This is a genomic window from Mesoflavibacter zeaxanthinifaciens subsp. sabulilitoris (genome assembly GCF_014191595.1).
GTDB lineage: Bacteria > Bacteroidota > Bacteroidia > Flavobacteriales > Flavobacteriaceae > Mesoflavibacter > Mesoflavibacter zeaxanthinifaciens.
The window spans coordinates 127,141-141,643 of record NZ_JACHWV010000007.1 but is presented as its reverse complement, the minus strand read 5'-3'; the positions used below and the strand labels follow the sequence as shown (position 1 = coordinate 141,643).

At 30.8% G+C, this 14,503-nt stretch carries 16 protein-coding genes; 2 read left to right on the top strand and 14 right to left on the bottom strand.

The window, feature by feature from the left end:
- Positions 1–71: 71 nt before the first annotated feature.
- From cydB to FHS04_RS11660, 14 genes are all read right to left on the bottom strand, one after another.
- On the bottom strand, positions 72–1,109 hold the full coding sequence (gene cydB, locus FHS04_RS11725; protein ID WP_106678505.1) for a cytochrome d ubiquinol oxidase subunit II: 1,038 nt from the start codon (positions 1,107–1,109) through the stop codon (positions 72–74).
- Between the two features lie 9 nt (positions 1,110–1,118).
- Positions 1,119–2,474 carry a cytochrome ubiquinol oxidase subunit I gene (locus FHS04_RS11720; protein WP_106678507.1) on the bottom strand — a complete coding sequence of 452 codons (1,356 nt, stop codon included), beginning with the start codon at positions 2,472–2,474 and terminating at the stop codon, positions 1,119–1,121.
- A 148-nt stretch (positions 2,475–2,622) separates the two neighbouring features.
- A complete protein-coding gene (locus tag FHS04_RS11715) occupies positions 2,623–3,960 on the bottom strand; it encodes a rhodanese-like domain-containing protein (RefSeq protein ID WP_106678509.1) in 1,338 nt (445 codons plus the stop codon).
- Positions 3,961–4,043: 83 nt separating this feature from the next.
- Positions 4,044–4,706, bottom strand: a complete 663-nt coding sequence (locus tag FHS04_RS11710) for a peroxiredoxin (RefSeq protein WP_106678511.1) — start codon at positions 4,704–4,706, stop codon at positions 4,044–4,046.
- A gap of 161 nt (positions 4,707–4,867) precedes the next feature.
- Positions 4,868–5,011, bottom strand: a complete 144-nt coding sequence (locus FHS04_RS11705; RefSeq protein WP_169558270.1) for a hypothetical protein — start codon at positions 5,009–5,011, stop codon at positions 4,868–4,870.
- 139 nt (positions 5,012–5,150) lie between these two features.
- On the bottom strand, positions 5,151–6,413 hold the full coding sequence (locus FHS04_RS11700; protein WP_106678513.1) for an NAD(P)/FAD-dependent oxidoreductase: 1,263 nt from the start codon (positions 6,411–6,413) through the stop codon (positions 5,151–5,153).
- Between the two features lie 141 nt (positions 6,414–6,554).
- Complete coding sequence (locus FHS04_RS11695) at positions 6,555–7,157, bottom strand: methyltransferase domain-containing protein (RefSeq protein WP_106678515.1); 603 nt, start codon at positions 7,155–7,157, stop codon at positions 6,555–6,557.
- The gene (gene trxA, locus FHS04_RS11690; protein WP_106678517.1) at positions 7,157–7,453 is read right to left on the bottom strand and encodes a thioredoxin; all 297 of its coding nucleotides are present in this window, start codon (positions 7,451–7,453) and stop codon (positions 7,157–7,159) included. The genes FHS04_RS11695 and trxA overlap by 1 nt, the downstream gene beginning before the upstream one ends.
- Before the next feature lie 11 nt (positions 7,454–7,464).
- Positions 7,465–8,481, bottom strand: a complete 1,017-nt coding sequence (locus FHS04_RS11685; RefSeq protein WP_106678523.1) for a Tll0287-like domain-containing protein — start codon at positions 8,479–8,481, stop codon at positions 7,465–7,467.
- 2 nt (positions 8,482–8,483) lie between these two features.
- Positions 8,484–8,753, bottom strand: a complete 270-nt coding sequence (locus tag FHS04_RS11680) for a heavy-metal-associated domain-containing protein (protein ID WP_106678525.1) — start codon at positions 8,751–8,753, stop codon at positions 8,484–8,486.
- 8 nt (positions 8,754–8,761) lie between these two features.
- On the bottom strand, positions 8,762–9,121 hold the full coding sequence (locus FHS04_RS11675) for a rhodanese-like domain-containing protein (protein ID WP_244906276.1): 360 nt from the start codon (positions 9,119–9,121) through the stop codon (positions 8,762–8,764).
- 119 nt (positions 9,122–9,240) lie between these two features.
- Positions 9,241–10,656 (bottom strand): MBL fold metallo-hydrolase, encoded by a 1,416-nt coding sequence (locus tag FHS04_RS11670; RefSeq protein ID WP_106678529.1) that lies wholly within the window; start codon positions 10,654–10,656, stop codon positions 9,241–9,243.
- 98 nt (positions 10,657–10,754) lie between these two features.
- The gene (locus tag FHS04_RS11665) at positions 10,755–11,549 is read right to left on the bottom strand and encodes a sulfite exporter TauE/SafE family protein (RefSeq protein ID WP_106678531.1); all 795 of its coding nucleotides are present in this window, start codon (positions 11,547–11,549) and stop codon (positions 10,755–10,757) included.
- Between the two features lie 65 nt (positions 11,550–11,614).
- Positions 11,615–12,247 carry a Crp/Fnr family transcriptional regulator gene (locus tag FHS04_RS11660; RefSeq protein ID WP_027879832.1) on the bottom strand — a complete coding sequence of 211 codons (633 nt, stop codon included), beginning with the start codon at positions 12,245–12,247 and terminating at the stop codon, positions 11,615–11,617.
- A 78-nt stretch (positions 12,248–12,325) separates the two neighbouring features.
- Between FHS04_RS11660 and FHS04_RS11655 the strand changes: the two genes are divergently transcribed.
- Positions 12,326–12,982 carry an HAD family hydrolase gene (locus FHS04_RS11655; protein WP_027879831.1) on the top strand — a complete coding sequence of 219 codons (657 nt, stop codon included), beginning with the start codon at positions 12,326–12,328 and terminating at the stop codon, positions 12,980–12,982.
- Between the two features lie 73 nt (positions 12,983–13,055).
- Positions 13,056–14,420, top strand: a complete 1,365-nt coding sequence (gene hemN / locus FHS04_RS11650; RefSeq protein WP_106678533.1) for an oxygen-independent coproporphyrinogen III oxidase — start codon at positions 13,056–13,058, stop codon at positions 14,418–14,420.
- Positions 14,421–14,503: the final 83 nt, after the last annotated feature.

The following is a 14,503-nucleotide window of genomic DNA, read 5'->3' as shown; positions in this document are numbered from 1 at the left end:
AACCAAGTGGTTAACAAATGTACAAAAAATAATCAAACACAACTCTGGTTGATTATTTTTAATCTATTTATTTAATAACTTGTATCGTCTAGCTCTACTTTTCCGTTAAACGTTTTGTATAAAAACAAGAAATAAAATGCTAAAAGTGGCGCACCAATTAGTACAATAGTAAGCATGATCCCTAATGATTTTTGTGATGATGCTGCATTGTAAATAGTTACACTATATTCTGGATTTATAGTTGAAGGCAACAACACTGGATACAATTGAAAAGCTACTAACATTAATAAAAATGCCATGATTAATGACGAAAATACTAATGCATAAAAGTATTTCTTTTTAGATACTAATCTTGGCACATTGGCTACTGCTAAAAATGCTAAAATTGGTAAAGCGAAAAATATAGGTTGTTCTTTAAATTTATCGGTTACACCGTGAAGATACGTTAACGTGTAAAAAGATGTAACTGCAAAACTGACAATGAAGAACACCATTCCTCTTTTTAGTAAAAATGATAATCTATCATGCAGTTTTCCTTCTGTTTTTAAAAGAAGAAAAATAGCTCCTTGTGTCATAAAAATGGATAATGTTGTAAACCCAACCATTAATGAATATGGGTTTAAAAACGCAAAGAAAATACCACCTTTATAAATAAAGTTTTCGTGTAATTCAAAACCTTGTAATACGTTACCTAAAACAACGCCAAGTAAAAAAGCTATTAATATATTTGATGTAAAGTAAATGATGTCCCAAGTTTTTCGCCACCATTTCATTTCTTCAGCACTTCTAAATTTTATAGCAGCAGAACGTAATACCAATAGCATTAAAAACAACATAAACGGAATATACATTGCCGATAACATTGTTGCATACATTACAGGAAAACCTGCAAACAATGCGCCGCCACCAATAATTAACCACACTTGATTAGCATCCCATAAGGGTCCAATTGCATTTATGGCTATACGCCTACTTATATCTTTTTTTAAAAATAAATGCCATGCGCCAGCACCATAATCAAAACCTTCTAAAATAGCATAACCAGAAAACAAAAGTCCTACTACTAAATACCATAATGTTGGATAATCTATACCTAAAAATGTTTCCATAATCTTCTATTAAGTGTACTTTAAAAATTCATTTGGATTTTCAGATTCATCATAAGGACCATGCTTTATCTTCTTGTTTAATGAGTATAAAAACAGTAAAAATAAGATGGCATAAACCACAAAAAACAAAATTAATGAGAATAGAATTTGATTAGCAGATACCTCTTGAGAAAATGCTTGGCTTGTTTTTAAATGACCATAAACAACCCAAGGTTGTCGTCCCATTTCGGCAGCAAACCAACCAGCTTGATTGGCTATTTGAGGCAATAATACCGAAAATGCAAATATTTTAAGTAACCACTTTTTATCAAACAACTTACCACGCCACCATAAATAACTAGCATATAATGTTAACCCAATAAAAAACATACCTATAGAAATCATGATATGATAAAATTGAAAAACAGCGTTGACTTGCGTTGGTATTTCATCTTCAGGAAACGCATTTAAACCTGCAATAGGTTTGTTAAAATCTTGATGCACTAAAAATGATAATCCGCCAGGAATACCAATACCTGTAACCGTTTTTGAAGCTTGATCAACCCAACCAAACAAATATAAATCGGCAGCAGCAGATTGCTCGTAATGACCTTCCATAGCAGCTAATTTTGCGGGTTGATTAACAGCAACACCATCTGCAGAACTATGACCTGACACTAATTGTGTTAACGAAATTATTGTAGCTACAGATAATGCTATTTTAAAGGCTTTTTTAGAAATCTCTACATACCTTCCTTTTAATAAATAATACGCGTGTACACTTAAAATCATAAATGCACCAGCTAAAAATGCACCTTGCCAAACGTGAATTATACGATCTACACTAGATGGATTAAAGACCATTGCCCAAAAATCGGTTACTTCTGCTCTAGCATTTAATCCTTCGCCTACAATATGATAACCTGCTGGTGTTTGCTGCCAACTGTTGGCTACAACAATCCAAACTGCCGAAAACATAGATCCTAAAAATACGCCTATTGTTGATATAAAGTGAACTTTAGGCGATACACGATTCCATCCAAAAATTAAGATGCCTAAAAAGGTACTTTCTAGTCCAAAAGCAAATAATCCTTCTGCAGCTAAAGCACTTCCAAAAATATCACCAACATATTTGGAATATACAGACCAGTTGGTACCAAATTCAAACTCCATTATGATTCCGGTTGCTACACCAATACCGAAGGTTATGGCGAAAATCTTTAACCAAAAACGAGTTAAAATTTCGTATTCTTTTTTACCTGTTTTAAGATATAAACCTTCAAAAATAACCATGATTAATCCGATACCAATGCTTAATGGCGGATAGATATAATGAAAAGCAACAGTGAAGGCAAATTGAATTCGGGCTAAGATTTCTACATCCATAATTGTAAGTTTCTAACAAAAATACGACACAGATTATTGGTTGAATGTAATAAATATTACATATTAAAAACTTTAACATTTAGCATAAAAAAAACCAGTTGCAATGATTAAAATACAACTGGCTTTTTACTTTATTTATGAAGTTTGACTATTTAAATTGTGACACAGCTTCACTTAAATCGTAAACCTTTGCATTATTTTTTAAGTTGGAAATAATACTACTTCCTGCTGCACTACGGTAACCACCAGCACAATGTACAACTATTGGTTTTTCAGTTGGAATTTGATTTTCTGAATCTCTTAATTCATTCAAAGGAATTGATATAGCGTTTTCAAAAAACTTACCTTCTTCTACTTCACTTTTATTTCTTATGTCAATAATTGTGTATTGATTTGGATTATTTTTAAAGTCTGATAAATCTATTTTTTCTGTACTTTCAAAAGATGAATCATCTAAAGTAAGAATGCCTTGCAACTGATCTTCATAACCAATTTTGGCTGTACGATGTAATATTTCATCTTTATCTTCAACTGAATTTAAAACTACATAAAATGCTTCTTTTGGTTTGACGATAGATCCTAACCAAGTTTCAAACTTATCATTTTCGGTTTTTGCCATAATATTTATGCTACCTTTTAGATGATTTTTTTTGAAATCGGCTTCATCTCTAACGTCAATAATTAAAGCGTTGTCTTCAAAACTATCTGCTTTAAATTGAAAGTTTGCTTCTGAAATTGCCTTTTCATAATCTTTTGCTCCAACTTTATTTATATCTACGTTATATCCAAAATATGAAGGAATAAATGGTTGATCTTTTAAAATATGATTGACAAAATCGTCTTCAGATAAATTTTTAAACGCCCAATTTTCTTCACGTTCTCGACCTAAAGTACTTGATGCATCTTTACTCATATTTTTACCGCAAAGCGAACCTGCGCCGTGTGCTGGATAAACAATGGTATTGTCTGGTAAATCGTTAAATTTTGTTTGCATGGTTTGATACATACTTTTGGCTAATTCTTCGCGTTTAGCTTTCATATTTCCAGCTTTTTCACGTAAATCTGGACGACCAACATCGCCAATAAATAACGTATCGCCAGAAAACATCGCATAATCTGCGTTATTTTTTGCAATAATTGTGATACTATCTGGTGAGTGACCAGGTGTGTTTATTGCAGAAAACTGAACGCTTCCTAGGTTAAAAACATCGCCATCATCAAAAGTTTTGTGTGGATAATTAGCACCAACTAATTTACTTACAAAAATGGTTGCGCCAGTTTCTTTATGTATTTGAAAATGACTACTTACAAAATCTGCATGCGGATGCGTCTCGAAAACCGCAACGATTTTTGCATTTTCTTTTTCGGCTAATTTATAGTAAGGTTTAGGATCTCTGGAAGGATCTACAATTGCCATTTTATTATCGCTAATTATTGCATAAGAATAATGCGCTAATGGCTTGTCTTCAAATTGAGTAATATTCATTTTATTTAGTTTTGGTTTAGATGAAAATAAGATAAAAAAAATCGGTCTTAACTTGATGAAAAGACCGATATTTTAAGAGTATTTTATAGGTTTTTCTTTGCTAAATACCAGTCTACTTTTTCAAGAGAATCGTCGTTAATTCTTTCATTTAACTCATCTAAAGTTTTTGGTGGTCCAACAATTACTTTATCTCCTTTTTTCCAATCTAAAGGCATCGCTACTTTGTATTTATCCGACGTTTGAAGTGCTTCTAAAGCTCTTAAAATTTCGTCCATATTACGACCAACATTTAATGGGTAATACATTACAAGACGTATTTTTTTACTTGGATCTATAAAGAAAACTGCACGTACTGCTGCTGTTTCACTTTCGTTAGGTTGTAGCATTCCGTAAAGCTTAGATACTTTCATATCTATATCTGCGATAATAGGAAAATCGAAATATACACCTGTATTTTCTCTTACGTTTTGTACCCAACCTAAATGTGCGTGTATACTATCTATACTTAAGCCAATAAGCTCTGTGTTAAGTGCATCAAATTCTGGTTTTCTTATTGCAAATCCGCTCATTTCTGTTGTACAAACTGGTGTAAAATCTGCTGGATGAGAAAACATTACTACCCATTTATCTTTTGCAAAATCAGAAAATTTAATTTTTCCTTTAGTAGTTACTGCTTCAAAATCTGGTGCTTGATCACCAATTCTTGGCATAGTGTTTACTTGGTTTATTTCATTGTTTGTTTCCATAATTACTATATGTTTTTAAATATTAAATTTCTATGATGTAAAATTAAAACAATAGATTTAATCTATTTGAAACAATTGTTACATAAGATCGAAATTTAACAATAGTTTAAAAAAAAAGAGTGCAATTACTTGCACTCTTTAACCAAATTTAAATAAAAAAGCTACTCTTTAGTATCATCCTTTTTACTTTCTCCACTCATAAACTTTATAGCAAAACCTATAAGGGTTAAACAAACAATACCAAAAATAACAATCATTATTACACCGTTACTCCAGCTATAAAGAGATATATTTTGAGATACCATAATTGATTAGTTTAGTCTTTAATTATTACAATGTAAAGGTATAACTGATTTACATAATGAAATATGACATTTGTCATTAAAACTAAAAAAGCATCTGAAATTATCAGATGCTTTACGCTATTAATTAAGATGATGATATTTACACTTCTTTTCCCTTCATCATTTTGTTCCAATATAAATATGGTAATCCATATTTTTTTAACATCCAAAGTCGCCAATGCTCTTTTTCGCTATTAAAAACAAGCATTTGTTTAAGTTTTGGATCTGGAATAAAGTTATTATCGTAATCAAACTCGGCTAAAATCATTTTGCCATATCCAGTTACTAATGGACAAGATGAATAACCGTTGTATGATTTATTTCCTTTTTTACTATGTGCTATTAATTGTAAAATATTATCTGTAACTACAGGTACTTGCTTACGTATTGCAGCACCTGTTTTTGCTGTAGGTAACGCAGCAACATCACCTAAACCAAAAATATTAGCGTATTTATTATGTTGCAAAGTGTGTTTATCTACATCTAACCAACCAGCTTCATTAACTAACGGAGATTCTTTAACAAATTTTGGAGCTGTTTGTGGTGGCGCAAGGTGAAGCATATCAAAAGGCATTTCTATAATTGACTCGCCAGACATGATTTCTCTTAATTCGTTATCTTCATTTATCACACATTTATTTTCGCCAGTTCCAACACCTTTAAAAGTTACAATTTGGTTTTCGCCATCAATTTTAATTGGCGCGTAAAATGGTTTAAAATGAATACCATATCTACTAATTACTTGCATTAGGCTTTCTCTAATTTCTTTCACTCCAAAAATTACAGAGCCAGGTGTTGCAAACACAACATTAGTTTTATTTTTCAATCCGTTTTTCTTGAAATAATCTGCTGCTAAATAAGCGATTTTTTGAGGTGCTCCACCGCATTTAATTGGTGTTGTTGGCTGTGTGAACACCGCATTACCTACTTTAAAATTCTTAATCACATCCCAAGTATGTTTTGGATCTGTATAATTACTACAAACTACACCTTTACCCAAAGATTCTGTTAGACCTTCTATTAAAGAGGTATCCATAACTAAACCAGGAGATACAATTAAAAAATCATATGTTATAGCTCCATTTTCTTTAGTTTCAACAGTATTTTCTTCTGGTTTAAAAATTGTAGCGTAATCTTTTATCCATTCTGCACCATTTGGCATAACAGATGACATAGGACGTTTTGTTTTATCGAAATCATATGTACCTGCTCCAACTAATGTCCAAGCTGGTTGATAATAATGCCAATCTGCTGGCTCGATTATACCTATATCTAACGATTTATTTTTGGATAGTAAATTGGCTGCAGTCATGATTCCTCCTGTTCCGCCACCAATTACTAGAATTTGATAGTGAGATTTCATTATTATTTTTATTTATTGAGTTTGTTAGTTTTCAATTTTGATAAAAATAACAGTGTTTTAAGATAAAAATTGTAACTTTTGTTACACAATAGATAAAACAATAGCGTTTTAACAATATTAAGTGCAGTTTTTTATCAAAAACTAAAAAACTATAGTTTCTTTTTCTATTTTATCTATTCTAAAAAATAATTCTCTACCAGCTCTTGGTTGTATTGAGTTGTGAGCATTTTCCATAATAGTGATTTTAAAGTACGGTTTGAAGTAATTAATGTACTCTTCTTTACAACCTCCAAATGGTGGTTTATCCGTATTTAATGGTGCATCAAATAATAATCCTACAACTTTACCTTTTGGGTTTAGTAAGTCATAAGCTTTTGCTGCATAGGCTGCTCTTAAATTAGGATTTATTGCACAGAAAAAAGTTTGTTCTACAATAAGATCAAAAGTTGTATCTATATCGAAAAAGTTTTTTTGTATTAAGTGGTTTTTTGGGAAGTTAGGCACTCTTTTTGAAAAATTTTCTAAAGCAGTTTTAGATACATCTACAACATAAACATTTGTAAAACCTTGATTGTGTAAATATTCAGCTTCATAACTATTACCGCCGCCAGGTATTAAAATCTTTAAGTTTTTGTCTTCTAACTGATCAAAATAAGCTTTTAATGGTGGTGAAACTTGTCCTAAGTCCCAACCTATATCATCAATTTTATAACGCGTATCCCAATATTTTTCAGATAAATCCATCAATCTAAATTAGTGATAATGTTAATAATTTCATTTTTTTGAAGCACTCCAGATTGGCGCCAAACTTGTTTTCCGTTTTTAAAAATCATAAGTGTAGGTACGCCTCTAACCTGATATTTTGCGGCTAATGCTTGATTTTTATCTACATCAATTTTTATAATAGAAATACGCTCTTTTAAATTGTCTTTTACTTCTTTTAAAATAGGACTCATCATTTTACATGGTCCGCACCATTCTGCAAAAAAATCTATCAAAACAGGTTTGTCTTGATTTATAATATCTGAAAACTTACTCATACCTAAATGTTTTAATTATCAAAACTAATACTCCAAATACCTCTAACTTGGTCTGTTGTATAACCTGTAGCTTGGTCTTCTGGATATAACAAAGTTAACTTTTTTATTATTTCAGGTTTAATATTTTCGTTTGGTTTACCATGACATTGTAAACACATACTATTTGTAACGATTGGATAATATACGTGTACTTGATCTTTATCTTCTTTTACAATTGGACTAATCTCTTCTTGATTTGTCAACTGTTTTTTAAAGGTATTGATATAATCAAGCTCTATTGAGTTTGCTTTATTATTAGGATTTCTTGGTTTATCTGAAACTCTTTTAATATTAGCATTGTGTACAACACTCATACTATCTGTTAACGGATAAGCTTGCTCATTACAAAATGCTAACGCTTTTAAAGTTCCTTTTTTTTGGATGGTTCCCATCAAGTTTTTTCCTAAAACTGCTTTTGTAGTTAATGCATATTTTAAACCACGTTCGTCGTAAGGCAAATCTTCAAAATTAACCTCTGCTTGTTGTTTGTGCATACCTTGTCCCATTCCTTTACCTTTTCCGTTACCCATGCCTTGACCTTTATGTTTACCTTGTTCTTCCTTAAAATGATCTTCAAACCATTCTGGTTGCTCAATATCAAAATCAAACATATATTCTGCAATTTGCTTAATATCTTCTTCTGGGAAAGATTGTTTTGGCATAACACCAAAGCGTTTTACAGCACCATAGAGTTTTGCATTTTCTTTAGTTGGGTTTTTTATAAAAGTATTTATTTCTGCGACAAATTTTTCTTTTGATGTATCTTCATCTATGTAATGCCTTTTTATTGCAACCATTGGTGGCGCAATCCGATCGTCATGACTAGCAGTTGGACTATGACAAACGTAGCAATGTTTTTCCAAGAGCTTTTTACCAGGATGATTGTTAGCTTGTAATTGTACATCTAATGCAGAGTGTTGTTTCTTTTCTGAATCTTTACAGCTAAAAAAAGTGATTGCTAAAGCTGAAATTATAAGTAACTGTTTCATGATTATTTTGATAATTTACCAGTTGCGCAACTGACGAAAGATTTAGCTTTAGATACTAATCCATTTTCATCTTCTATTGATGGATAACCTAAACTTTTTAGCTTTTGTTTAACCTCTATTGCATCTTCTGAGTTTGAGACATTAAAAGTGACTTTACTTTCTTCTACATCTACTAGAATATTTGAAATTGTTTCAATTTCTGATAATTTAGTTGAAATAGTATTTGCACAACCACCACATTTTAGGTTTTGAACTATTATTGATGTTTTCATATTTGTTTTTATTTATAATTTAAAATTCCGCCTTCCAAATCATAGATGTCTTTAAAACCTCTTTCTGCTAATTTGTTAGCGGTTTGTCTGCTTCTATTTCCGCTTTTACAATAAATGTAAACTGGTTTTTCTTTGTCTAATTTGTCAAATTCTACATTAAATTTCCCTGAAAAAAAGTCAATATTTTTAGCGCCTTCAATGTGTCCTGCTTCAAATTCGGCTGGCGTACGCACATCTATTAATTGCACGTCTTTATCTTGGATTTGCGCTTTAAATTCTTCTGGAGATAATACTTTTATTGGTTTATCTTGTACTGAGTTGTTTCCGAATAAAAATGAGAATATTGACATAATGAGTATGTATTTCATCTATAAAAATTTCTATAAAATTACGTCAATTTGTTACTATTATTGGTAACCTTTGTTACAAAAAAAATGTGTGTTACAGATTTGTAACACACACTTTTAACTAACTAAAAAACTTAAAACTACTTTAATGTTGATGGACAAACATAGTCTGTTACTGGTATATCTGTTTTTTTGATAGCACCGTAACCACCACCAACATCTATTAAGTTGTGGATGCCTCTACTTTTTAAAATAGAAGCTGCTATTACTGATCTATATCCACCTGCACAATGCACATAAAATGTTTTATTATCTGGAAATTCTTGTAAATAATTATTTATGTAATCCAATGGTGTACTTTTTGCTCCGTCAACGTGTTCGGCAGTAAACTCTCCATTTTTTCGTACATCAAATACAACGTCTTTATTATCTTCAAAACGGTTAGCGAATTCTTCTGCTGAAATTGAAGTTATAGTATCATACTCTTTACCAGAATTTTTCCAAGATTGAAAACTACCATCTAAATAACCTATTACGTTATCAAAACCAACGCGAGATAAACGTGTTACCACTTCTTCTTCTCTTCCTTCTGGAGCCACTAAGAGTATTGGCTGACTTACGTCTACAATTAAAGCACCAACCCAAGGAGCAAATCCACCATCTATACCAATAAAAATTGAACGTGGTATATGTCCTTTTACAAATTCTGATTGATGACGTACATCTAAAATAATAGCTTCTGTCTCATTTGCTGCAGCTTCAAAAGCTTCTGGTGATAACGGTTTATTAGATTTAGTGATAACGTTATCAAAACTTTCGTAACCTGTAATATTCATCATTACATTTTGAGGAAAATATCCTGGTGGCTCTGATAAACCGTCAAGAACTTCTTCTATAAATTCTTCTTTGGTCATATCTGCTCTTAAAGCATAGTTGACCTTTTTTTGATTTCCTAAAGTATCTGTAGTTTCTTTACTCATGTTTTTACCACATGCCGATCCTGCACCGTGATTTGGATACACTATTAAATCGTCACTTAATGGCATAATTTTGTTACGTAAAGAATCGTATAGATATCCTGCTAATTTTTCTTGAGTTAAGTCTTCTACCACTTTTTGCGCCAAATCTGGACGACCTACATCACCAATAAATAATGTATCGCCTGTAACAATACCGTGTTCTTTACCGTTTTCATCTATTAAAAGATATGTGGTACTTTCCATTGTATGACCTGGTGTATGAATAACTTTTATCTTGTAGTTACCAACTTCAAAGATTTGTCCGTCTTCTGCTACTATTGCTTCGTAATTTGGTTTTGCTGTTGGTCCAAATACAATGCTAGCTCCTGTTTTTTCTTTTAAATCTAAGTGACCAGAAACAAAATCTGCGTGAAAATGCGTTTCAAAAACATACTTGATTTTTGCATCGTCTAATTTTGCTCTATTAATATATGGCTGAACTTCGCGAAGCGGATCTATTATTGCTACTTCTCCATTGTTTTCTATGTAATACGCTGCGTGAGCTAAACAACCAGTATAAATTTGTTCTACTTTCATGTTATTTTATGTTCTAATTCAATTTTAAAAATTGATTATTAATGGGTTATAAAATTAATTGATTTGTAATTATATAGATGTAACAAAAGTTACAATTATCATTTAGTTAACTCTTTGAAGATTATATATATCCCCATAACAAGTACAAACCATCCAAATCCTTTTTTAAGTTTTGCGCCTTCAATAAATTTTGAAAGATATGTGCCGATAAATATACCAATAATAGAGATGGATGTAAAACTTAATAAAAACAACCAATCTATTTCTATATTTTGAACATCTCCTATAAATCCTATTAACGAGTTAATAGCTATGATTAATAACGAAGTTGCTACAGCATTTTTTATGGACATTCTAGCAAAAAACATTAGTGTTGGAATGATTAAAAATCCGCCACCAGCACCAACTAATCCTGTTAAGACACCTATAAATGCCGCTTGAAAAAAGAAAACCACAAAATTAAGGCTTACATCTTCTTCTATAACTTCTTTTTTACTTTTTAACATAGATATTGAAGCTAAAAGCATTAATACTGCAAATAGTAACATTATTGCAATATCTTTTGTGATTATAAAATTGTTTATTTTATAAAATTGTTCTGGTATTGCTGGTACTAAATACTTACGTGTTAAAAATACTGCTGTAAATGCAGGAAGAGCAAAAACAATTGCTGTTTTAAAGTCTACTAATTTTTTTTGAATGTTTTTTAAAGCTCCAACTAAAGCAGAACTACCAACCACAAATAAAGAATATGCTGTAGCTGTAATTGGATTAATCCCTAAAAGATAGACTAGTATAGGAACTGTAAGTATTGATCCGCCACCACCAATTAAGCCTAAAACAAGACCTATTAGTAACGCGCCTATGTATCCAAGTATATATTGTATTTCCATAGTTAAGAGTTAGTACTCAAAACTAATAATGATTAGCTTGTTTTTTTGTAACATTTGTTACAGGTTTATAAGTCAAGTACTTTAATATTATTTCTGTGTAGCTCTATGCGACCATTTATTTCTAAAGCTTTAAGTAGTCTTGATATCACAACCCTTGATGTATGCAAGTCTGAAGCTATTTCTTGATGTGTAACATGTATCACATCGTTATGATTTACCATTGCTTTATCTTTAAGGTACTTAAATAGTCTTTCGTCCATTTTTAAAAAAGCAATGGTGTCTATTGCTTCTAAAAGTTCGGTCATTCTGTTTTGATAGCTTTGCAACACAAAATTACGCCATGATTTATACTTGCCTAGCCACTCTTCCATTTTTTGAACTGGCACCATTATTAACCTTGCATCTGTTTCGGCTATTGCTCTTATTTCACTTTTAGAATCTCCTAAACAACACGACAATGTCATTGCACAAGTATCACCTTGTTCTATAAAGTAAAGAATAAGCTCATCTCCTTCTTTATCTTCTCTTAAAATCTTAATGGCTCCGCTAATTAATAGTGGCATAGATTTTATGTAGTCTCCTATTTCTATCAATTTAAGTCCTTCAGGAATATCTCTATAAGTACCAACATTGTTTATTTCTTGAAGCAATTCATCTTCAAATAAATAGCCATAATGCTGCTTAAGCTCTTCTATCATTTTAGAATAATTTTTCTACGTAAAGTTATGTATTTTAAGTAATATTAAGTTTAAGTTTGCTAAAATTTAATCTTGTTTATGTTAAAAGCTGTGTTATTTGATATGGATGGTGTAATTGTAGATACAGAACCTTTACACAATAAAGCCTATCACAAAATGTTTGAAGACTATAAAATTGATGTAACTAAAAATTTATACGAAAGTTTTACTGGTCAATCTACAAGAAATGTTTGTACCAAACTTGTTAATCATTTTAATTTAAAAGCTAATCCTAAAGATTTAGAATTGTGCAAGCGTAGTCACTTTAATGGTTTATTTGAAACAGACGAAAGTTTACAGCTATTAGATGGTGTACTTGATATTATTGTTGATTATTTTAATAATGGTTTAACTTTAGTTTTAGCTTCTTCAGCTTCAAATAGTACAATTAACAAGGTGTTTACAAGATTTGAATTAGACCAGTATTTTAAAGCAAAAATTAGTGGTGCTACTTTAAAAGCATCAAAACCACATCCAGAAATTTTTGAAAAAGCAGCTCAATTAGCCGGTTTTAAACAAGAACACTGTATTGTTATAGAAGACTCTACAAACGGTATAAAAGCAGCAAAATCTGCAGGTAGTTATTGTATTGGATATGACAGTTTACACTCAAAAAATCAAGATTATAGTCAAGCAGATTTAGTAATTTCTTCTTTTAAACAAATACCTTATCAAAAGGTTAAGACACTTATTTAATTTATAGTGTTATGACCAATGTCATGTTTTAAATAGTTTTTGCACACTAATTTTGAATTATAAAAAATTAGTTATGTGCTTTTCTTTAGTTAACAAATACAATGTAGCCGGACCTAGATATACAAGTTATCCAACGGTACCATATTGGAATACAGAAACATTTTCTTCTAATAAATGGAAAGAAAGCCTTATAAAAGCTTTTAATGAAAGTAATCAAGAAGAAGGTATAAGTCTTTATATCCATCTCCCTTTTTGCGAAAGTTTATGTACTTTTTGTGGTTGTAACAAACGTATAACTAAACGTCATGAAGTTGAAACTCCTTATATTGAAGCTGTTTTAAAAGAATGGAATTTATATTGCGAGTTGTTTGATGATAAACCAATTATCAAAGAGCTTCACTTAGGTGGCGGAACACCAACATTTTTTTCGACAGAAAATTTAACCCTTTTAATTAATGGTCTTAAAGCTAAAGCAGAACTTGCTAATGAATATGAATTTAGTTTTGAAGGTCATCCAAATAATACCACAAAAGATCATTTACAAACCTTATATAATTTAGGGTTTAGACGTGTTAGTTTTGGTGTACAAGATTACAACCCAATAGTACAAAAGGCAATACACCGCATTCAACCTTTTGAAAACGTAAAACGTGTTACAGAACAAGCTAGAGAAATTGGTTACACCTCTATTGGACATGATATAATTTTTGGTTTACCTTTTCAAACAGAAGCACATGTAGAAGCAACAATAAAAAAAACAAAAGCGTTACTACCAGACCGTATTGCTTTTTACAGCTATGCCCATGTCCCATGGATAAAAGGGAATGGACAACGTGGTTTTAAAGACAGTGATTTGCCAAAAGCAGATAGTAAACAAAACCAATATCAATTAGGTAAAAAACTACTAGCAGATGCAGGTTATTACGATATAGGTATGGATCATTTTGCACTAAAAACAGACAGTTTGTATAAAGCTAGTAAAAACGAAACCATGCATCGTAACTTTATGGGCTACACAGCATCAAAAACTAAAGTTATGATTGGTTTAGGTGTATCTTCTATAAGTGATAGCTGGTATGCTTTTGCACAAAATGTTAAAAATATTGAAGATTATTATCAACTTATAAACGATAATATAATACCTGTATTTAGAGGTCATATTTTAACTACAGAAGACCTAATAATAAGACAACATATTTTAAATTTAATGTGTCATTTTAAAACAAGTTGGATGTCAAATGGTTTGTATTTTGAAGAAATACCAGAAATACTAATCAAATTACAAGAAATGCAACAAGATGGATTAGTAAACATAAAACTAAATCAAATTTTTGTTACAGAAAAAGGCAAACCATTTATAAGAAACATATGTATGGCTTTTGATTTGTTGCTTCAAAGAAATAAACCAGAAACACAACTTTTTTCTATGACAATTTAAGCATGTTAATTAAAGCTTAAATCATAAAAAAAAAAACTTTAAAACCTTAAAAAATTAATAACTTTATATAACTCTTAAAATCA